Raw genomic sequence first — 19,201 nt, forward strand, 5'->3', positions numbered from 1 at the left:
TAACCCTCGCGGCCTTGAATCTCATAAGAACGGAGCGGGCTTAGATGAGCATCGCCTTCATTTTCCCGGGTCAGGGCAGCCAGTCCGTCGGCATGGGCGTCGATCTCGCCGACGCCTTCGGCGCGGCCCGCGAGGTCTTCCAGGAGGTTGACGACGCCCTGGGCCAGAAGCTTTTCGCCCTGATGAAGGAAGGTCCCGAAGGCGACCTGACGCTGACCGAGAACGCCCAGCCGGCCCTGATGGCCGTCAGCCTGGCGGTCACCCGCACGCTGGAGAAGGAATTCGGCGTCGGCATCGACAAGGCCGCCTTCGTCGCCGGCCACAGCTTGGGTGAATATTCGGCCCTGGCCGCCGCCGGCGCCATCAGCCTATCGGACACCGCGCGCCTCCTGAAGCTGCGCGGCCAGGCGATGCAGCGCGCCGTGCCGGTGGGCGAGGGCGCCATGGCCTCGCTGATCGGCCCCAAGACCGACCTGGCCCTGGCCGAAGAAGCGGCCAAGGCGGGCTCGGAAGTGGGCGTCTGCGTCGTGGCCAACGACAACAACAACGGCAATGTCGTGATCTCGGGGGCCAAGGCCGCCGTCGACAAGGCCATCGAGAAGGCCAAGGCGCTGGGCGCGCGCGCCATTCCGCTGAACGTCTCGGCCCCGTTCCACTGCCCGCTGATGCAGCCGGCCGCCGACGAGATGGCCGAAGCGCTCTCGAAGACCACGATCCTGGCCCCGCGCGCGCCGCTGGTCGCCAACGTCACCGCCGCCCCGGTCCATGATCCGGACGTCATCCGCAAGCTGCTGGTCGAGCAGGTCACCGGCCGCGTCCGCTGGCGCGAGAGCATGACCTGGCTGGCGACCCAGGGCGGTGTCACCCGCTTCGCCGAGGCCGGCGCCGGCAAGGTGCTGTCGGGCATGGCCAAGCGCATCGCCCCGGACGCCGAGGCGACGCCGCTGAACACGCCGGCGGACCTCGAAGCCTTCGCCGCTTCGCTCTAGAAACTGTCATCCCGGCCCAGCGCGAAGCGCGCCGAGCCGGGACCGCAACACGCGCCGGCGTTTCCGGCGATCCTGGCTCTACGGCCGGGATGACACTGGGAGAAAACCCACATGTTCGACCTCACCGGCAAGACCGCCCTCGTCACCGGCGCCACCGGCGGCATCGGCGGGGCCATCGCCCGCGCCCTGCACGCCCAGGGCGCGCATGTCGTGCTCTCCGGCACCCGCGAATCGGCCCTGGCCGAGCTGAAGGCGGAACTGGGCGATCGCGCCTCGACCGTCGTCGCCAACCTCTCGGACGCCGGACAGGTCGACGGCCTGGTCGCCAAGGCCGAGGAAGCCGCCGGCGCGCCGCTCGACATCGTGATCGCCAACGCCGGGATCACCCGCGACGGCCTGATCGTCCGCATGAAGGACGAGGACTGGGACACCGTGATCAAGGTGAACCTGGAGGGCTATTTCCGCCTCGCTCGCGCCGCCGCCAAGGGCATGATGAAGCGCCGCGCCGGCCGCATCATCGGCATCACCTCGATCGTGGGCGTCACGGGCAATCCCGGCCAGACCAACTACGCCGCCTCCAAGGCCGGAATGATCGGCTTTTCCAAGGCCTTGGCCCAGGAACTGGCCAGCCGAGGCGTGACCGTCAACTGCGTCGCGCCGGGCTTCATCGCCAGCCCGATGACCGACGCCCTGAACGAGCAGCAGAAGGCCGGCATCCTGTCGACCATCCCCGCGGGCAAGCTGGGCGAGGGCGCCGATATCGCCGCCGCCTGCGTCTACCTGGCCAGCGATCAGGCCGGTTACGTGACGGGTCAAACCCTGCACGTGAACGGCGGCATGGCCATGATCTAATCCACAGCCTCCTTTTCGGCGAACCGCTAGTAAGCCGAAAAGGAACGTGATAGGCGGAGCCCCGAACGTCTGTTGACGCGAAGCGGGGCTTCGTCCGAAACAGACCGAAAATTTCTAAACGAGGGACTAAACAGAATGTCCGACATTCTCGAGCGCGTGCGTAAGATCGTCATCGAGCACCTGGATGCCGATCCCGAGAAGGTCACCGAGAAGGCCTCCTTCATCGACGACCTGGGCGCCGACAGCCTCGACAACGTCGAGCTGGTGATGGCGTTCGAAGAAGAGTTCGACATCGAAATTCCGGATGACGCCGCCGAGCACATCCAGACGGTTGGCGACGCCGTGAAGTTCATCACTGAAAAGACCGCCTAAGAGGCGTCTCGTTCGCCTAGCGAACCTGACCATATTCCGCCGCGTCGCACGGGCTCTTGCCATCGTGCGCGCGGCGGTTTTCGTTTGAGGCCAAGATTCGCGGGTGGCGTGGCCGGGGGAGCTCCCCACATCTCGCTACCGCATCGAAGGTTGGGAGTGATCCATGCGTAGAGTCGTCGTCACCGGGCTGGGCCTGCTGACCCCTCTGGGCCAGGGCGTTGATGTCACCTGGAAGAACATTCTGGCCGGCAAGTCCGGCGCGAACCGCATCACGGCCTTCGATCCGACCGACTATGCCTGTCAGGTCGCCTGCGAAGTGCCGCGCGTCGATGGTCGCGGCGGCGGCGGTCCGGACGTCGAGGGCAGCTTCGATCCCGACCAGACCATGAGCCCGCGCGACCAGAAGCGCGTCGACGATTTCATCCTGTACGGCATCGCCGCCGCCGACGAGGCCATCAAGGACTCCGGCTGGGTTCCCGAGACCGACGAGGACAAGTGGCGCACGGGCGTCATCCTGGGCTCCGGCATCGGTGGTCTGTCGACGATCGCCGACACCGCGCTGGAGCTCGAGGCCAAGGGGCCGCGCCGGGTCAGCCCGTTCTTCATCTCCTCGGCCCTGATCAACCTGATCTCGGGCCAGGTCTCGATCAAATACGGCTTCAAGGGCCCCAACCACGCGGTCGTGACGGCCTGCGCCACCGGCGCCCACGCCATCGGCGACGCCGCGCGCCTGATCAAGTACGGCGACGCCGACGTGATGATCGCCGGCGGCGCGGAAGCCGCCGTCTGCAAGGTCGGGGTCGCCGGCTTCATCGCCTGCCGCGCCATGGCCACCAGCTTCAACGACACGCCCGAGAAGGCTTCGCGTCCCTATGACAAGGACCGCGACGGGTTCGTGATGGGCGAGGGCGCCGGCGTCCTGGTGCTGGAAGAGTACGAACACGCCAAGGCGCGCGGGGCCAAGATCTACGCCGAAGTCGTCGGCTACGGCCTGTCGGGCGACGCCCACCACATCACCGCCCCGTCGGAGGACGGCGAAGGCGGCTACCGCGCCCTCGCGGCGGCCGTGAAGGACGCGGGCCTGAAGCCCTCGGACATCGACTACGTGAACGCCCACGGCACCTCAACCATGGCCGATGGCCTGGAGGCGGGCGCCGTCGAGCGCTTCCTCGGCGACCACGCCAAGAACGTGGTCATGTCCTCGACCAAGTCGATGACCGGCCACCTGCTGGGCGCGGCCGGCGCGATCGAAGGCATCTTCTCGGTGCTGGCGATCCGCGACCAGATCGCGCCGCCGACCATCAACCTCGACAACCCCGACGTCCACGTCGCCATGAACCTGGCGCCGAACAAGGCCGTGCCGCACAAGATTGACGTGGCCGTCTCCAACAGCTTCGGCTTCGGCGGCACCAACGCCTCGGTCGTGTTCAAGAAGGTCTCGTGAGCAAGAAGCCGTCTCCCCGCAAGAAGACCACGCGGGGCAAGTCCTCCCGCCGGGAGACCGCGTCGGCCGCCAGCCGGCTGACGCGCGGCCTGCTGGGCGCCGTCGCCACCTTCGTGGCGATCGGCGTGCTGGCGGTTCTGGCGGCGCTCTGGGTCTACAGCGGCCCCGGTCCTTCCGCGCCGAACGGCGAGACCACCACGGTCGTCCTGCGCAAGGGCTCCAGCCTGCCGGAGATCGCGTCGAGCCTCCAGAAGGGCGGGGTGATCGGCTCTTCCTCGATCTTCATGACCGCCGCCAAGCTGACCGGCGCGGCGCGCTCGCTGAAGGCCGGCGAATACGAATTCAAGTCGCGCGCCTCGATGGCGTCGATCCTGGACGCCATCCGCCACGGCCGCATCGTTCGCCACTGGATCACCGTTCCCGAGGGCCTGACCTCGGACATGGTGATGGATATCCTCAACAAGTCCGACGTCCTGACCGGCGAGGCCGCCACGCCGCCGGAAGGCGCGATCCTGCCCGAGACCTACGAGGTCCAGCGCGGCGAGACCCGCGCCGCCGTCCTGCGGCGGATGATGGACGACCGCGACAAGGTGCTGGACGCCCTGTGGGCAAACCGTGCGCCGGGCCTGCCATTCGCCACCAAGGAGCAGGCCGTCACCCTGGCCTCGATCGTGGAGAAAGAGACCGGCCTGCCGGAGGAGCGTCCGCGCGTCGCCGCGGTCTTCGTCAATCGCCTGCGGACTGGCATGCGCCTGGGGTCGGACCCGACCATCATCTATGGCATCTCGCGCGGCCGTCCGCTCGGTCGAGGCATCCTGCTGTCCGAGCTGCGCCGCCCGACGCCCTACAACACCTATCTGATCGCCGGCCTGCCGCCGACGCCGATCGCCAATCCGGGCCGCGCGGCCCTGGCGGCGGTGCTCAATCCGGCCAAGACGGGCGACCTGTACTTCGTCGCCGACGGTACGGGCGGTCACGTCTTCGCCTCGACGCTGGAACAGCACAACGCCAACGTCGCCAAGTGGCGCGAGATCGAGCGCCAGCGCGCCGCCAAGACGGGGGGCTGAGCCCATGCCGCTGTCGGGAATGACGGGTTTCGCCCGGGTCGAGGGCGCGCATGGCGCCTGGTCGTGGGCGGTCGAGGCGCGCAGCGTCAATGGCCGCAATCTTGAGACCCGATTCCGGGGACCGCCCGGCTTCGAGAGCCTGGAGCGCGCCGCTCGCGATGGGGCCCAGGCCCGCTTCCAGCGCGGCCAGCTGACCGTCGGCGTCCAGGCCAAGCGGGCCGAGAGCGGCGGCGAAACCAAGGTCAACATCCAGGTGCTGGAGCGCTACTTGACCGCCGGCGGGCCCTATGTCGCCACCGGCATGGTCGCCAAGCCGTCGCTGGACGGCCTGCTGGCGCTGAAGGGCGTGATCGAGGCGCGCGAGGACGAGGACGACGCCGAGACCCGCGCCGCCGTCGAGGCCGCCATGGCCGCCTCGATCGCCCAGGCCCTAGACGGCCTCAAGGCGGCGCGCCTGGAGGAGGGCGCGGCCCTCTCGCCGGTGCTGCATGGCCTGGTCGACCGCATCGAGGACCTGAACCGCCATGCCGAGGGCGAGGCCGCCGGCCAGCCGTCGGTGCTGAAGGAGCGCTTCGCCCGTCGCATGGCCGAGCTTGTCGGTGAGGGCGCGGCCGAGGAGCGCATCGTCCAGGAGGCCGCGGCCCAGGCCGTAAAGGCCGACGTGCGCGAGGAACTGGACCGTCTGACCAGCCACGTCGCCGCCGCGCGCGGCCTCTTGGCGGGTGAGGGCGCGTCGGGCCGCCGGCTCGACTTCCTCTCCCAAGAATTCATGCGAGAATCCAATACCCTCTGCTCGAAATCGGCCCTGACAGCCCTGACCGCGATTGGTCTGGAGCTCAAGGCCGTGATCGAGCAGTTCCGCGAGCAGGTCCAGAACGTTGAATAAGCCCCATCATCCCACGCGCGGCCTGCTTTTGATGGTCGTGGCGCCCTCGGGCGTCGGCAAGACCTCGCTGACCCGCCGCCTGGTCTCGGATCATAACGACCTGCACCTGTCGATCAGCGCCACCACCCGCGACCCGCGTCCCGGCGAGCATGACGGCCGCGACTATCATTTCGTCACGCGCGAGCGCTTCCAGGAAATGATCGAGCAGGACGCCTTCCTGGAGTGGGCCGAGGTCTACGGAAACTACTACGGCAGCCCGCGTCCGCCGATCATGGAAGCTCTGGAGCGGGGCGAGAGCGCGCTGTTCGACATCGATTTCCAAGGCGCGATGAAGGTCCACGCCCAGGCCAAGCAAGACAGCGTGCTGGTCTACATCCTGCCGCCGTCCCTGGCCGAGATGAGCCGTCGCCTGCACACGCGCAGCCAGGACAGTGAGGAAGTGATCCACCGCCGCCTGTCGCGCGCCAAGGACGAGGTCGCGGCCTGGGAGCAGTTCGACTACGTCATTCTGAATGATGATTTCGACCGCGCTTACGCGGATCTGGCCCACATCTACCACGCCGAACGTCTGAAGCGCGCTCGCAACCCGTGGATCGGTAATCTGGTGGGCGATCTTCTGAAGGAAGACGTCTAGGGATCAGCGGCGGGCCTTAGCGACCCGCCGCCGGAGGCGTGACGCTTAAAGAGCGCGACGGCCGAAGATCAGGTGGTAGATCGCCAGAACGACGATGGCGCCGATGGTGGCGACCAGCAGGCTGTAGAGGTTCAGGCCCGACACGCCGCTGTTGCCGAACTGATTGAACAGCCAGCCGCCGACGAACGCGCCGACGATGCCGAGGACGATATCCAGAAGCACGCCGCTGCCGGAGCGGTTGACGAGTTTGCTGGCGATGAAACCAGCGATCAGGCCGAGAAGAAGCCAGGCGAGAATGGACATCTTGGGGACTCCTTGAACGGCCGCCCTGCGCGACCTTGTCCAAAAAAGACCCAACGGCGCCGTTAGTTCCCGCGGATGCGATCCTGCACGAGGGTAATCAGTTTTTCGGCTGGCGCGCGGCCCAGGGCGATAAACAGGCCCGAGCCCAGGATGGCTCCGATCAGAAACGACAGGCTCACGCGAGAACTCCCCTACGACTGGGGCTATCTTTTGCAGGTCATGCGTGGCCAAGCCAAGGCGACAACGAGGCGCTGCGACGATCGGTCCGCCCTATGCTCAGGGCTTGACCGGCGCCACGATCGTCAGGAGGCAGGTCAGGCCCTCCGGCGCGTAGTCGAACGTCGCCGCGCCCGCGAGCTCGCCCTTCAGGCTGGCGGCGACTAGGCGCGAGCCGAAGCCCTTGCGCTCGGGCGGGGTGACCGGTGGGCCGCCGCGTTCCTCCCAGCGGATGACCGCGCGGGCGCGCCCCTCCAGGCGCCAGCTGATCGTGACCCGGCCGCCCTCCCGCGACAGGGCGCCGTATTTCGACGCGTTGGTCGCCAGCTCGTGGAAGATCATGGCCAGGGCCACCGCTGAATTGGGCGACAGCGGCAGCGGCGGGCCATCCAGGGTGGTCTGGGCGGCGTAGGGCTGCAGCGTCTCGGCCAGAATGTCGCCGAGATCGGCTCCTTCCCAGCTGCGACGAGTCAGAAGATCGTGAGCGCCGGCCAGGGCGTGGATGCGGTCGTTGAACTGCCGCAGGCCCAGCGCGCCGCCGTCGCGCAGGCTGTGTCGCGCCAGGGACTGGACGACGACCAGGGTGTTCTTCACACGATGGTTCAGCTCGTTGATCATCAGCTGCTGGCGCTCGGCGGCCTGGCGGGCCTCGGCCTCGCGCTGGCGCAGCACCTCGGCCGCGGCCCGCAGCGAGCCGCGCACCTCGGCGATCTCCAGCAGATGCGAGGGTGCGGGGTCCAGCGGCGCGCCCGCCGCCAGGGTCTCGGCCTCGCCGACCAGGGCGCGGACGTCGCGCGAGATCGGCCGGGCGTAGCCCAGCGCAGCCGCGACGGCCAGGGCGATCATCAGGGCGGCGCCCACCAGCGCCGGCCCCAGCGAGCCCAGAACCGCCCGGTTCACTTCGGTCCGGGGCACCCCGACGATGAAGGTCCAGCCGTAGGTCGAGGAGCGACTGAACGAAGACAGGGTCGGCGTGCCCTCCAGCGTGTGGCTCGGAATGACACCATCGTTGCTCGCGGCCATCGCCTTGCGCATGTCGGGGCTGGCGAGGCGTCCCAGCATCCTCTCCTGGTCATGCGAGCGGGCGACGAGCGCGGCGTTGCGGTCGACGATGCTGGCCGTCCAGGTCGCCGGAAAGCCCTGGTCCTGCATCAGGCCCTGAAAGGTCGAGGGGCGTTGGATATAGCCCAGCACCAGCAGTCGCCCGTTCACCAGCACCGGCATGTTGAAGGCTATGATTGGACCCGACGACGGATAGACGATCAGGTTCGAGACGCTTTCCTTCCCGTTGGTCATCTCGGCCCAGGCTTGGGGACGTAGCTGCACGCGCGGCGGCGGCGCGCCGGGCGGCAGACGGGTGTTGATCAGCTGGCTTTTCTCACCCGCCAGAATGATCCAGGCGTCATGCCCCCGCACCGCCTCGCGCGCCTGCTTTTCGAACGTGGCGAGATCGCCCGCGGCGAGGGCGGGGGAGACGGCCAGGCCTTGCAGGATGCTGTGGCCCTGGCCGATCTGGCGGTCGGTGGCGATGGCCAGGGCGCGTGTGGTGCTGGTCAATTGGGCGCCGAAGCGCCGATGTCCTTCGGCGTACTGGGTGGCGACCAGGACGCCCATCAGCAGGATCGCGGGCGCGGCGAGCGTCAAGGCCATGAACAGCAGGCGCCGCGCGACCGTCGAGGGCGTCCTGCCTACGCTGTTGATGGTCACCGCCGCTCCGCTCTATCCCTATGAGGCGGTCAAGCTGGAGAGCATGTCTCGCGCAACGCCGTTCGCCCGAACGGCGAAAGACGCCAGGATGAAGCTCAGGTCAAGCTGGCGCGCGCCAAAGCCAGGAATCCGGCCAGATCGACCACCTCGGCGCGGACGTCGGGGCTGACGCCGGCCTTCTCGCAGAGCGCGCCGCCGCCCAGCGCCTTGAGGCTGGAGCGCAGCATCTTGCGCCTCTGGCCGAAGGCCGCGGCGGTGACGCGCTCGAGGGCGGCCACCACGTCGGCGGGCGGAGGATCGGCGCGGGGGAGCAGACGCACCACGGCGGAGGCGACCTTGGGGGGCGGGGTGAAGGCCTTGGCCGGCAGGTCCATCACCGTCCGCGCTTCGCACAGCGTTTGCGAGATGACCGCGAGCCGACCGTAGGCGTCGTCGTCCGGCTGGGCGACGATGCGATCGGCGACCTCCTTCTGGAACATCAGGGTCATCGACAGCGGGCGGAACGGTCCGGTCAGCCAGTTGATCAGCAGCTGGGTGCCGACATTGTAGGGCAGGTTGGAGACCACGTGCGCCGCACCGCCGGCCGCCGCGGCGGCGTCGACCTTCAGCGCGTCGCCCTCGACCAGCTCCAGGCGACCGTCGGCGACCTCGGCGACCTCAGAGAGCAGCGGCAGGAACCGGCTGTCCTTTTCGATCGCCACGACGCGGGCGCCGGTCTCCAGCAGGGCGCGGGTGAGGCCGCCGGGGCCTGGCCCGACCTCGACCACGGTGTCGCCTTCGCCGACCTGGGCCAGCCGGGCGATCTTCCGCGTGACGTTCAGGTCCAGCAGGAAGTGCTGGCCAAAGCTCTTGCGCGCCATCAGGTCGTGGCGCTCCAGGGCCTCGCGCAGCGGCGGCAGGTCGGCCAGGCTCATGCTCGGTCTTTCTCGGACAGTCTCAGGCGCCGCGGCGGGCGGCGATCTCGGCCGCCAGCTGGATGGCGGCGATCAGGCTATCGGGACGGGCGATCCCCCGTCCAGCGATGTCGAAGCCCGTGCCGTGATCTGGCGAGGTGCGCACGATCGGCAGGCCCAGGGTGACGTTCACCCCGCCCCAGAAGTCCAGCATCTTCACCGGGATCAGGGCCTGGTCATGATACATGCACAGCACCCCGTCGTAGCGGGCGCGGGCCTCGGCGTGGAACAGCGTGTCGGCGGGAGACGGCCCTTGGGCGTCCACGCCCTGCGCCCGCAGTTGCTCGACGGCGGGGCCGATGATCTCCAGCTCCTCCCGGCCGATCGCGCCGCCTTCCCCGGCGTGCGGGTTCAGGCCCGCGATCGCCAGGCGCGGCGCGGCGATCCCGAAGTCCCGGCGCAGGGCGTCGGCGGTGACAAGGCCCGTGTTGACGATCCCCTCGATGGTCAGCGCGGCGGGAACCTTGGAGATCGGGGTGTGGATGGTCACCAGGGTCGTGCGCAGGTCGCCGGCCGCCAGCATCATGACCGGCCCGCGCGGTCCTTCGAAGCGCTCCGCCGCCGTGAGTTCGGCCAGGAACTCGGTGTGGCCCGGGAACTTGAAGCCGGCGTCGTACAGCGGGGCCTTGGCGATCGGCGCCGTCACCAGCCCCGCGACCTCGCCGGACAGGGCCAGGCCCACGCCGGTCTCGATCCAGCGGATCACCTGTGGCGCATAGGCCGGCGAGGCGCGCCCCGCCACGACAGGCGACAGCAGGGGGATGTCGATCACCGGCAAGGCCTCGGCGAAGACGTCCATCGCCTCCTGAGGTCGCGTGACGACCCGAACCTTCACGTCGCCTCCCGCCGAGGCTAGCAGCTGGGCGTCTCCGATCGCGACGAAGCGAGGTCCGTCGTCGCGCAGCGCGCGCCAGGCCTTGGCGATGATCTCCCCGCCGACGCCCGCCGGATCGCCGGCGCTAAGGGCGAGCGGGCGCGCCAGGGGGGAGAGAGCGGTCACCGGGTTTCGATGGTGGCCTGGTTGCGCAGGTCACGCAGGTAGCGCTTGGAGATCAGGGCCAGTTGCTGGCCGCGCAGGCGGTTCTCGATCTGGTCGTGGGTCGGCGCGTTGGCGCCGCCCTGGCGCTTGCCGCACACCGCGATCAGGTGCAGGCCGGCGTCGGTGCGGATCGGATCGGAGATCTGGCCGACGTCGAGCTTGTTGGCCGCTTCCTGGAAGGCCGGGGCCAGGTCGGTGATCTCGGCCTCGCCAAGATCGCCGGCGATCAGTCCGTCGACCTTGCCAGCCACGGTTTCCAGGGTCTGGCAGCTGTTGATCTTGGGCTTCAGGTCCGCCAGCAGCTTGGTGGCGGCGGCGATCTGGGCCTCGGTCGCGTTAGCCGGCAGGGGGGCGGCGACCTGCTTCAGGTCGACGATCGCGGTCTTCGAGCCCGCCCGCTTGTCGCGCAGGTAGATGATGTAGACGCCGTCCTTGACCTGGATCGCGCGCGACAGCTGACCGGGACGCAGCTGCTCCAGCGCCTCGTCGACCTCGGCCGGCATCTCGCCCTGGTTGACCCAGCCCACGTCGCCGCCATTGGCGGCCGTGGCCGAGCCCGAGAACTGGCGGGCGACGGCGGCGAACGGCGCGCCCTGCTGCATCTGGGCGATCAGCTGGTTGGCGCCGTTGAGGGCGACCTCCATGCCGCCCACGCGGCTGGCGTCGAGGAAGACTTCGCTGATCTGGTACTGCGGCTTGGCCGCGGATTCGGCCAGGCGGCGCTGGTACGCCTTGATCTGGTCTTCGCCGATCCGCAGGCGCGAGCCGTAGCGGCCCTGGATCCACGATTGCCAGCTGGAGTCGGCGCGCAACTGCGCCCGCCAGGTCTCGATGCCGATGCCCTGCTGGACCAGAGACTGCTTCAGCTGGTCGGGGGTCATCTTGTTGGACTGGGCGATGTCGGCGACCTGCTCGTCGACTTCCTTGTCGGTCGAGATGATCGTGATCTTCTGCTGCTTCTCGACGCGCTTGAGCTCCTGCATTTGCAGGCGCTCGTCGATCAGGGAGCGCAAGGCTTCCTGCTGGATCTGCGGCAGGTTCTCCTGCGTGGCCTGCATGCCCGAGGTGGCCATCAGCAGGCGCATCCGCTGCATCAGGTCGTAGCTGGAGATGATGTCGTCGTTGACCACGGCGGCGACGCTTTCCGAAAGCGGCGCGGGCGCGGCGGGCTGAGCAGGGCCGGCTTGAGGCGCGGCTGGAGCAGCCTCGACCTGCGGCGGCGCGCCGGCTTGGTCCTGGGCCAGGACGGGCGGGGCGAAGGTCGCCGCTGTCAGGGCCAGAATGGACGCGGCGCCGGCCGCGAAAGTCGTCACGCTACGCGCAGACCGCATGGATATTGTCGTTCCTCTAGTCCCAGGCCGCGCCCGGTGGGCGCGGTCGGTTATCATGTTTTCGGAAGTGACGAACGCCAAATCTGACGTTTCACTGTTCCCGTCGCTTCCGAGCCGCACCCCACGGACGCGCGTGATCCAGCCACGCCCCCCGAGACGTGTTTATCTCTACCGGACATATCCTGCAGCGCCCAATGTGGCGAACGAAAGGCTGAAGACGATCGAGCGGTCCGGCTGCAGGCGCAGGCCGGTCGCCGTCGAGGCGTAGCGGTCTTCCTGCTGGTAAATGACATCGATGCGGATGCACTCATCCTGATAGGCCACGCCGAAGTCACGGCGGCGCCAGACATCGGCGACCATGTCCCGCTGGCCAAACGCCGTCACCGACCATTTCTTGGTCAGCTTCAGTTCGCCGCGCGCTTCGAAGTTTTCCTGGCGGTTGCCGTTGGCGTCCAGTTCGTCCTTCAGGTAGCGGATCGTTCCCCAGCCGCGCTGGGTGTGCGCGTCGATGCCCGTCTCGATCCGGTGGATCTCCTGGGTCTCCGAATCCAGCCGCGTCCGCGCGAAGGCGGTGATTCCCGCGATCGGCGTCACGGTGGCCGAGACGATCCAGTCGGACGACTTGGTCTGCAGCCCGGTGCGGGCGGGCAGCAGCGGATCGAACTTGGTGCGGAAGCTGCGTCCGACCAGGATGCTGCCGCCGCGGCCGTCGCGAAGCGTGTAGGTGGCGCGGCCGCCCACGTTCAGGCGCTGGCCGCCTTCGTAGAGGTCGAAGCCGGGCGACTTGTTGGCCTGGAACAGGTTGGTTTCGTCGAACTCCAGCGTCGCGCTGTCTTCGTTGTAGAGATAGGTCTTGGTCCCGTCGCGCGCGACGACCACCGGCACCCGTGAGCTGTCGGAGCCGGCGGCGACCTGGGCGAGGGGCTCCAGCACGACGCTGCCGCCATTGGACAGCGCCTTGTACAGCGGCAGGCTGAAGTCGACCCCCGCCACGCCTAGCGAGCGGGTGTAGGTCTGCTTGTCGTCGTCGCCGACCGCGGCGGCGGCGGGCGTGACATAGGTCTTGATCGAATAGGCGTCGGCGCGCGCCTGGGCGAAGGGCGAGACCTTCAGGCCGGCGCCGACGATCGTGCTGGTCCGCCAATCGCCCTTGAGGCTGGCGCGGCTGGAGTCGACGCCGTTCTGGCCGCGATAGGCGCCGAGGAAATACGGCGCTTCGCCGAACTGCGATTCAGAACGATTGAGCATCACGCCGGTGCCTTGCAGGCGCAGGCGGCCGCCCAGCACTGGCGAGTCGGGCTCCCAACGGGTTTCGACCAACGGGCCGATCAGCGGGAAGGCCCCGCTGTTCTCGAAGGCGTTGGCCGCGCCGCTGGCATTGACGCCGACCACGCGCAGGCCCTGGACCGAGACCGCCGAGACCGAGAACCACGAGCGCTGGGTCTGGCGGGTCGTGTAAAGCTGCGAGACCAGCCGGTGGTCGTCGCTCGTGAACAGGCCGCGCTGCTGGTAGACGTCGTTGATCTTGTAGCGGTCGAAGATCAGCGGATCGGACGCGCGTTCGGCCGAGAAGCCCCACTTCCACTTCTCGTCGATGTCGAACTTGCCGTTGGCCAGGATGTAGCTGCTCGCCGTGGCCTTGCCGAAGCGGTCGCCGCGGATGTCGAAGTCCTTGTCGTAGGTGACGCCGCCGCGCGCCTCGACGATCCCCGAATAGAACCGCTTGCGGTAGTTGACGTTCAGGAACGGGTTCACCTTGCTGTTGATCTGCGGGGTGAGAACCACGTCCGACGACGGCGAGATCACATAGAGATAGGGCTGCTCATAGGAGAAGCCGCGGCTCTTGGAATAGGGCGTGATCTTGGGCGCGAGGAAGCCGGAGCTGCGCTTGGCCTGCGGGTCTGGATGCCAGAACAGCGGCATGTAGAGGACCGGCGCGCCCCAGACGCGGATGACCGCGTTCTTGTAGTAGACGAGCTGGCGCTTCTTGTCCTGGACGATGCGGTCGGCCTGGACCGACCAGGTCGGCGTCGGCTTTTCGGCGCAGACCTCGCAGGGGGTGTAGATGGCGCTGTTCAGCTCCTGGATCGTGGCGCTGCGTCGCACGGCCGTCGCCGAGGCGATCTTCACGTTCTGGTCCAGCCGGGCCGAGAAATTCCGCGCGAAACCGGCCTTCATGTCGTCGTCCATCTCGAGATGGTCGGCGAATTCGGCGGTGCCGTCGGTGTTGATCAGCTGGACATGGCCGTTGGCGACCACGACGCCGGTCTTGGTGTCGTAGATCACCTCGTCGGCGCGCAGCGTGCGGCCCTGATAGCGCGCCTCGACGCCGCCGCGCGCGGTCATCTTCTGGGCCTGATCGTCGCGGATCAGCAGGTCGGCTTCCAGGTAATAGCCGTCGTCGCCCAGGCCGTCGGACGGCGGGGCCGGGACGGTCGGAAGCGGCGGAACCGACGCCAGGTCTGCCTGGGCGTGAGCCGCGCCGGCGCAGGCGAGCGCCAGCCAGGCGCCGCCGCCCAGAAGCAGGGCGCGGCCGGCGGACGGCGCGTTTTGACGCTGTTCAGTCATGAACGACCTTGCAAGCAATGACTCACCCATCCTCGGTATAGCAAAGCAAAGTGAAGCCCGCCAAAAGCGCCACGATCGGTGGCGTCCAGGCGGCGATGGGCGGGGCCAGAACGTCGGCCTTGCCCAAGGCGCTGCACAGCTCGTTGAAGAAAAAGAACCCAAACCCCAGGGCGACGCCCGAGCCCGCCAGGGCCGCCAGTCCGCCCAGGCGCATCAGGCGCAGCGAAAAGGCCGCCGCCAGCACCGACATCGCCGCGAACAGCAGGGGCGTGGCCAGATCCTGCTGCATGCGCAGCTTGAACGGCGCGGCGGAGAAACCGGCGTCCTCGGCGCGCTTGATCGTCGCCGGCAGGCGCCACAGCGCCACCGCCTGGGGCGTGTTGAAACGCTCGGACGCGGTGCGGTCGTCCAGGTTGGACGGGATCGACAGGCTGTCCGAACGGATCGCCCCGGCGCCGGGCGTGGCCTCGCGCACGCCGGTCAGGCGCCAGAAGCCCGGCTCCAGCCGCGCCTCGTTGGCCTCGATCCGCCGGGTGAAGTCCATCACGCCCTTCTTGTTCAGCGTATAGACGAACAGCGACACCCCGCGCAGACGTACCGAACCGTCGATAAGGTCACGTCCACGGGCGCGAATGACGATCTGGGTCTTGTCGTCGCCCTGGCGTAGCCAGGTGCCGCGCGGCGCGTCCTTGAGATAACCGTTCATCAGGTGGTCGCGCTCGGTCTCGAAGCGCGCCGTCATCGCCGTGGTCAGCGGATTGAGCAGGGTGATGGTCAGCAGGCCGATCACGAACGAGGCGATCGCGGCCGGCATGATGAATCGCCAGGCCGAGACGCCGGCGGCGCGCATGGCGATCAGCTCGCTGCGCCGATTGAGCTCGACGAACGCCCACATGGTGCCGAACAGGAACACGAACGGCGCCAGCACCAGGATGGTGGCCGGAGCCTGCAGCACCGTCAGGTAGATCAGCTGGAAGAAGCTGGCGTCGGCGCGCGTCCCGACATTGCGCGCGATGTCGACGAAGGCGATCAGCATCACCATCGCCCCCAGCACCGCCAGGGCGCCGACCAGGGCGCTCATGGTGCGCTTGAGCACATAGCGTTCCAGCATGCCCATGGTGATCATCCGGCCGCTCCCGTCAGGGCGGTCGCCTGCCGCGACAGCTTGGCGGCGCGGCGGCGCGAGACCTTCTGGCGGAAGATCTGCGAGAAGCCCCAGCCCATGGCGGCCAGCGGCACCAGGTACTGCACGATGTTCAGCAAAGGCGCGTCCTCGCAGGCGGCCTGGACGCCGAAGCCGATGATGCGCACCACGCCCGCGGCGGCGCCGACCGCGGCGATGCGCTTGCCATAGCCCATGCGGCTGAACGGCCCGCCGATCACCGCGGCCAGGGCCATGGCCATCAGGGCCAGGTTGTAGAGCGGGCCGGCGAAGCGCGAATGTCCCTCGGCCAGCATCTTCAGTCGGTTCTGCTTCTCCCAGTCCTGCGTCAGGTCGGGGAAGAACAGCTCGTGCGGATAGCGGTCGGCGATCTTGTAGTGCAGCAGCTCGTCGCTGCGGAACAGGCTGGAGAGGTCGAAAGTATATTCGTCGAACGAGGTGTACTGCAGCACGCCCTGGCGCGAGAACTGCTGGTTCGACCCATGCCGCATGATCAGCACCGGCTGGCCCTTCCGCGTGGCGATCTCGGCCTCGCGCGAGGAATAGGTCGAGGCCCCGCCGTTAGGCATTTCCTGGTGGATGAACAGGTTCTGGATCTTGTTGTCGCGGTCGATCGACTGGGCGTAGACGGTCAGGCCCGGGCCCGGCTCGGTGAACTGGCCAGGCTGGACGAGCGTCGAGGCCACGTCGGTCTTGATGTCGAAGGCCGTCTCGCGGATCTGACGGGCGCTCCAGGGCTGAAGCCACAGGCCGGAGATCAGCGCGATCAGGGCCGCCAGCACCGCCAGGCGCATGGCCGGCGAGATCACGGCCCAGCGGCTCATGCCGCCGGCGAAGCAGACGACGATCTCCTGCTCGGTGTGCAGGCGGTTCAGCGCCACCAGAGCCGCCACGAACAGCGCTAGCGGCATCATGATCGCCAGCAGCTGGGGCAGGGCCAGCAGGATGATCTTCAGGAACACCACCGCGCTCTGCCGCTGCTCCACCAGCACGTCGAACTCCGACAGGCTGCGCGCCAGCAGGGCGAGCGCCACCAGCGCCGCGGTCGCCAGAAGCGTCGGGCCCAGCAACTGGCGGAAGAGATAGCGTTCGATGAGGCGCATGAAGATGGGTTCGGGGCGGATGGATTCGTGGGACGAACCCCGAAGATGCGCCGTTCTACACGGGGGCTTCGCATCGGCGCAATCCGGGGACCTGACTTGGCCGTCCCGACTGGGGCTGAACGGAGCCTTTTCTAAGGCGCGGCATTGGACTATGCCCGCTTGTTGAAGAAGGGGCGCGCGGCGATCGCGACGCCCGAAAAGTCGCCCATTTGCAGGAGCGCGGAATGCGTATCGAGTTCGTTCCCGTCGACACCCAGGCCGGCGCCACGGCCGCCCTCGCGGTCCTGGCCCACGAGGGCGCGGCCCTCTCGCCGGAGGCCAAGGCGGCGAACGAGGCCACCGGCGGCGTCCTGGCGCGCGCCATCGCGGGCGGACGCTTCACCGGCGCCAAGGGCCAGACGCTGGACGTCGTCGCGCCGCATGGCCTGGAGGCCGCCCGTATCGTCCTGGTCGGCGTCGACGGCTCGGGCGCCGTCGAGCCCGAGGCGGTCGAGACCGCCGCCGCCGCCGCCTACCAGGCGGTGAAGGCCTCGGGCGTCAGCGAACTCGTCCTGAAGATGGGCGCCGACGCCGAGAGCGCCGCCCGCGCCGCCTTCGGCGCGCGTCTGGCCGCCTATCGCTTCGACAAATACCGCACGACCGAGAAGGCCGAGAAGAAGCCCTCGGTCCAGGTGGTCAAGGTCGCCGCCGCCGATCCGGTCAAGGCCCAGAAGGCCTATGAGCCCCTCTCGGCGCTGGCGGACGCCATCGTGTTCAGCCGCGACCTCGTCTCCGAGCCGGCCAACATCCTGCATCCGGAAGAGTTCGCCGCCCGCGCCAAAAGCCTGGAGAGCCTGGGCCTGGAAGTCGAGATCCTGGGCGAGGCGGAGATGGCCAAGCTGGGCATGGGCAGCCTGCTGGGCGTCGGCCAGGGCAGCATCCGCGAAAGCCAGCTGGTCATCATGAAGTGGCTGGGCGCGGCCGATAAGTCGGCCCAGCCGATCGCCTTCGTCGGCAAGGGGGTCTGCTTCGACACCGGCGGCATCTCGATCAAGCCGGCCGACGGCATGGAGGACATGAAGTGGGACATGGGCGGCGCGGCCGCCGTGGCCGGCGTCATGCACGCCCTGGCCGGCCGCAAGGCCAAGGTCAACGCGATCGGCGTGCTGGGTCTGGTCGAGAACATGCCCGACGGCAACGCCCAACGTCCGGGCGACGTCGTCACCTCGATGTCGGGCCAGACGATCGAGGTCATCAACACCGACGCCGAAGGCCGCCTCGTGCTGGCCGACGCGCTCTGGTACACGCAGGAACGCTTCAAGCCGCAGTTCATGATCGACCTGGCCACCCTGACCGGCGCGATCATAATCTCGCTGGGCCACGACTACGCGGGCCTGTTCAGCAACAACGACGGCCTGTCGGAGAAGCTGCTGGCCGCCGGCAAGGCCGAGCGCGAGAGCCTGTGGCGCCTGCCGCTGCCGGCCGCCTACGAGAAGCAGATCGAGAGCCCGATCGCAGACATGAAGAACATCGGCGGCCGCCCGGCCGGCTCGATCACGGCGGGCCTGTTCCTGCAGAAGTTCGTCAACGGCGTGCCGTGGGCCCACCTCGACATCGCCTCGGTGGCCTGGAAGAAGCCCTCGACCGACCCGACCGTGCCCGACGGCGCCGCCGGCTTCGGCGTGCGCCTCCTGAACCGCCTGGTCGCCGACGCTTACGAAGGCTGAGCGTGACCGACGCCGCGCCCTGCGAGGTCTGGTTCTATCACCTCGAGCGCAGCCCGCTCGAGGCGGTGCTGCCCGAGCTTCTGGAAAAGACGCTCGGACGAGGCTGGAAGGCGCTGGTGCGCGGCGGCGACCCCAGGCGGATCGAGGCGCTGGACCAGCACCTCTGGACCTTTCGCGAGGACAGCTTCCTGCCGCACGGCCTGGCCAGCGAGCCCATGAGCGAGCGCCAGCCGGTGCTGCTGACGGCGGAAGAGGGCAATCCCAACCACGGCGACGCGGTCTTCCTGATCGACGGGGCGGAGCCCGGCGACCTTTCAGGCGTTTCGCGCTGCATCCTGCTTTTCGACGGCCGGGATGACCAGGCCCTGGCGCAGGCGCGCGGGCGCTGGTCGGTGTTCAAGAAGGCGGGGCATCCGGTGTCTTACTGGCGCCAGGGGGCCGAGCGCGGTTGGGAGAAGCAGGCATGAAGCGCATGATGGCGGGGCTGGGGGTGGGGTTGGCGCTGGCCTTGGCCGCCTGCTCCAGTGCGCCGGAGCCCAAGCCCGCGCCGCCGCCGCCGCCCGAGACCCCGACCGCCCCGCCGGCCATCGCCCTCCCGGCCAAGCCGCCCGCGGCCGAGGCGAAAGAGGACCAGTGCGGGCTCAAGGAGGCCCAGGCCTTCCTGGGTAAGCCGCGCACCAGCTTGCCGGCGCCGGTCGATCCGTCGCGCTGGCGCGTGGCCTGCACGACCTGCCCGGTGACCATGGACTACCGTCCCGACCGGCTGAACATCCTGTTCAACACTGACACCGGCGTCGTCCAGCAGGTCAAGTGCGGGTAGAGCATGACGCCGAAAGTGGGAACCGGTTTCGGCTGACCTCATGCTCTAA

Annotated in this window: 18 protein-coding genes; 10 read left to right on the forward strand and 8 right to left on the reverse strand. The window is 68.6% G+C overall.

Annotated features, from left to right (window positions below):
• Positions 1-44 precede the first annotated feature (44 nt).
• The 7 genes from fabD (at position 45) to gmk (ending at position 6,244) form a co-directional block, all read left to right on the forward strand.
• Positions 45-989 carry an ACP S-malonyltransferase gene (fabD, locus tag DI526_RS04495; RefSeq protein ID WP_304274575.1) on the forward strand — a complete coding sequence of 315 codons (945 nt, stop codon included), beginning with the start codon at positions 45-47 and terminating at the stop codon, positions 987-989.
• Positions 990-1,100: 111 nt separating this feature from the next.
• On the forward strand, positions 1,101-1,841 hold the full coding sequence (gene fabG / locus DI526_RS04500; protein WP_304274577.1) for a 3-oxoacyl-[acyl-carrier-protein] reductase: 741 nt from the start codon (positions 1,101-1,103) through the stop codon (positions 1,839-1,841).
• A 135-nt stretch (positions 1,842-1,976) separates the two neighbouring features.
• Complete coding sequence (locus tag DI526_RS04505) at positions 1,977-2,213, forward strand: acyl carrier protein (protein WP_004615098.1); 237 nt, start codon at positions 1,977-1,979, stop codon at positions 2,211-2,213.
• A gap of 163 nt (positions 2,214-2,376) precedes the next feature.
• Positions 2,377-3,657, forward strand: a complete 1,281-nt coding sequence (gene fabF, locus DI526_RS04510) for a beta-ketoacyl-ACP synthase II (protein ID WP_304274587.1) — start codon at positions 2,377-2,379, stop codon at positions 3,655-3,657.
• Complete coding sequence (mltG, locus tag DI526_RS04515) at positions 3,654-4,724, forward strand: endolytic transglycosylase MltG (RefSeq protein ID WP_304274588.1); 1,071 nt, start codon at positions 3,654-3,656, stop codon at positions 4,722-4,724. Before fabF ends, mltG begins: the two co-directional genes overlap by 4 nt.
• Positions 4,725-4,728: 4 nt before the next feature.
• A complete protein-coding gene (locus DI526_RS04520) occupies positions 4,729-5,610 on the forward strand; it encodes a YicC/YloC family endoribonuclease (RefSeq protein WP_304274589.1) in 882 nt (293 codons plus the stop codon).
• Complete coding sequence (gene gmk, locus DI526_RS04525; protein ID WP_304274590.1) at positions 5,603-6,244, forward strand: guanylate kinase; 642 nt, start codon at positions 5,603-5,605, stop codon at positions 6,242-6,244. Before DI526_RS04520 ends, gmk begins: the two co-directional genes overlap by 8 nt.
• 45 nt (positions 6,245-6,289) lie before the next feature.
• Here the strand turns inward: gmk and DI526_RS04530 are convergent, their stop codons facing one another.
• The 8 genes from DI526_RS04530 to lptF all read right to left on the reverse strand — a co-directional run bounded on the left by DI526_RS04530 (position 6,290) and on the right by lptF (position 16,626).
• A complete protein-coding gene (locus tag DI526_RS04530; protein WP_304274592.1) occupies positions 6,290-6,547 on the reverse strand; it encodes a GlsB/YeaQ/YmgE family stress response membrane protein in 258 nt (85 codons plus the stop codon).
• Between the two features lie 276 nt (positions 6,548-6,823).
• Positions 6,824-8,413, reverse strand: coding sequence for a sensor histidine kinase (locus DI526_RS04535; protein WP_304274671.1), 1,590 nt, complete (start codon positions 8,411-8,413; stop codon positions 6,824-6,826).
• 152 nt (positions 8,414-8,565) lie between these two features.
• Positions 8,566-9,384, reverse strand: coding sequence for a 16S rRNA (adenine(1518)-N(6)/adenine(1519)-N(6))-dimethyltransferase RsmA (gene rsmA, locus DI526_RS04540; protein WP_304274595.1), 819 nt, complete (start codon positions 9,382-9,384; stop codon positions 8,566-8,568).
• Positions 9,385-9,406: 22 nt separating this feature from the next.
• Positions 9,407-10,405, reverse strand: coding sequence for a 4-hydroxythreonine-4-phosphate dehydrogenase PdxA (gene pdxA, locus DI526_RS04545; protein WP_304274674.1), 999 nt, complete (start codon positions 10,403-10,405; stop codon positions 9,407-9,409).
• Positions 10,406-10,419: 14 nt separating this feature from the next.
• Entirely contained in the window at positions 10,420-11,793 is a 1,374-nt protein-coding gene (locus DI526_RS04550; RefSeq protein ID WP_304274598.1) for a peptidylprolyl isomerase, read from the reverse strand.
• Positions 11,794-11,961: 168 nt separating this feature from the next.
• Entirely contained in the window at positions 11,962-14,391 is a 2,430-nt protein-coding gene (locus DI526_RS04555; RefSeq protein ID WP_304274601.1) for an LPS-assembly protein LptD, read from the reverse strand.
• On the reverse strand, positions 14,384-15,487 hold the full coding sequence (lptG, locus tag DI526_RS04560) for an LPS export ABC transporter permease LptG (RefSeq protein WP_304274604.1): 1,104 nt from the start codon (positions 15,485-15,487) through the stop codon (positions 14,384-14,386). Before lptG ends, DI526_RS04555 begins: the two co-directional genes overlap by 8 nt.
• On the reverse strand, positions 15,484-16,626 hold the full coding sequence (lptF, locus tag DI526_RS04565) for an LPS export ABC transporter permease LptF (RefSeq protein WP_304274606.1): 1,143 nt from the start codon (positions 16,624-16,626) through the stop codon (positions 15,484-15,486). Before lptF ends, lptG begins: the two co-directional genes overlap by 4 nt.
• Before the next feature lie 224 nt (positions 16,627-16,850).
• On the opposite strand from lptF, the gene DI526_RS04570 reads away from it, so the two are divergent.
• From DI526_RS04570 to DI526_RS04580, 3 genes are read left to right on the forward strand one after another with little or no spacing between them, the layout of a single operon-like run.
• Complete coding sequence (locus DI526_RS04570) at positions 16,851-18,332, forward strand: leucyl aminopeptidase (protein WP_304274608.1); 1,482 nt, start codon at positions 16,851-16,853, stop codon at positions 18,330-18,332.
• A gap of 2 nt (positions 18,333-18,334) precedes the next feature.
• Positions 18,335-18,799 carry a DNA polymerase III subunit chi gene (locus tag DI526_RS04575; RefSeq protein WP_304274609.1) on the forward strand — a complete coding sequence of 155 codons (465 nt, stop codon included), beginning with the start codon at positions 18,335-18,337 and terminating at the stop codon, positions 18,797-18,799.
• Entirely contained in the window at positions 18,796-19,152 is a 357-nt protein-coding gene (locus DI526_RS04580; protein WP_304274611.1) for a peptidase inhibitor I78, read from the forward strand. The genes DI526_RS04575 and DI526_RS04580 overlap by 4 nt, the downstream gene beginning before the upstream one ends.
• Positions 19,153-19,201: the final 49 nt, after the last annotated feature.

This window comes from Caulobacter segnis, from assembly GCF_003243465.1.
Classification (GTDB): Bacteria; Pseudomonadota; Alphaproteobacteria; order Caulobacterales; family Caulobacteraceae; genus Caulobacter; species Caulobacter segnis_A.

Coding starts and splice junctions, on each gene's coding strand:
- fabF (WP_304274587.1), top strand. CDS start 2,377: ATGCGTAGAGTCGTCGTCACCGGGCTGGGCCTGCTGACCCCTCTGGGC.
- fabG (WP_304274577.1), top strand. CDS start 1,101: ATGTTCGACCTCACCGGCAAGACCGCCCTCGTCACCGGCGCCACCGGC.
- rsmA (WP_304274595.1), bottom strand. CDS start 9,384: ATGAGCCTGGCCGACCTGCCGCCGCTGCGCGAGGCCCTGGAGCGCCAC.
- DI526_RS04570 (WP_304274608.1), top strand. CDS start 16,851: ATGCGTATCGAGTTCGTTCCCGTCGACACCCAGGCCGGCGCCACGGCC.
- DI526_RS04505 (WP_004615098.1), top strand. CDS start 1,977: ATGTCCGACATTCTCGAGCGCGTGCGTAAGATCGTCATCGAGCACCTG.
- lptF (WP_304274606.1), bottom strand. CDS start 16,626: ATGCGCCTCATCGAACGCTATCTCTTCCGCCAGTTGCTGGGCCCGACG.
- DI526_RS04555 (WP_304274601.1), bottom strand. CDS start 14,391: ATGGGTGAGTCATTGCTTGCAAGGTCGTTCATGACTGAACAGCGTCAA.
- fabD (WP_304274575.1), top strand. CDS start 45: ATGAGCATCGCCTTCATTTTCCCGGGTCAGGGCAGCCAGTCCGTCGGC.
- lptG (WP_304274604.1), bottom strand. CDS start 15,487: ATGATCACCATGGGCATGCTGGAACGCTATGTGCTCAAGCGCACCATG.
- DI526_RS04535 (WP_304274671.1), bottom strand. CDS start 8,413: ATGGCCTTGACGCTCGCCGCGCCCGCGATCCTGCTGATGGGCGTCCTG.
- DI526_RS04530 (WP_304274592.1), bottom strand. CDS start 6,547: ATGTCCATTCTCGCCTGGCTTCTTCTCGGCCTGATCGCTGGTTTCATC.
- DI526_RS04550 (WP_304274598.1), bottom strand. CDS start 11,793: ATGCGGTCTGCGCGTAGCGTGACGACTTTCGCGGCCGGCGCCGCGTCC.
- DI526_RS04580 (WP_304274611.1), top strand. CDS start 18,796: ATGAAGCGCATGATGGCGGGGCTGGGGGTGGGGTTGGCGCTGGCCTTG.
- DI526_RS04520 (WP_304274589.1), top strand. CDS start 4,729: ATGCCGCTGTCGGGAATGACGGGTTTCGCCCGGGTCGAGGGCGCGCAT.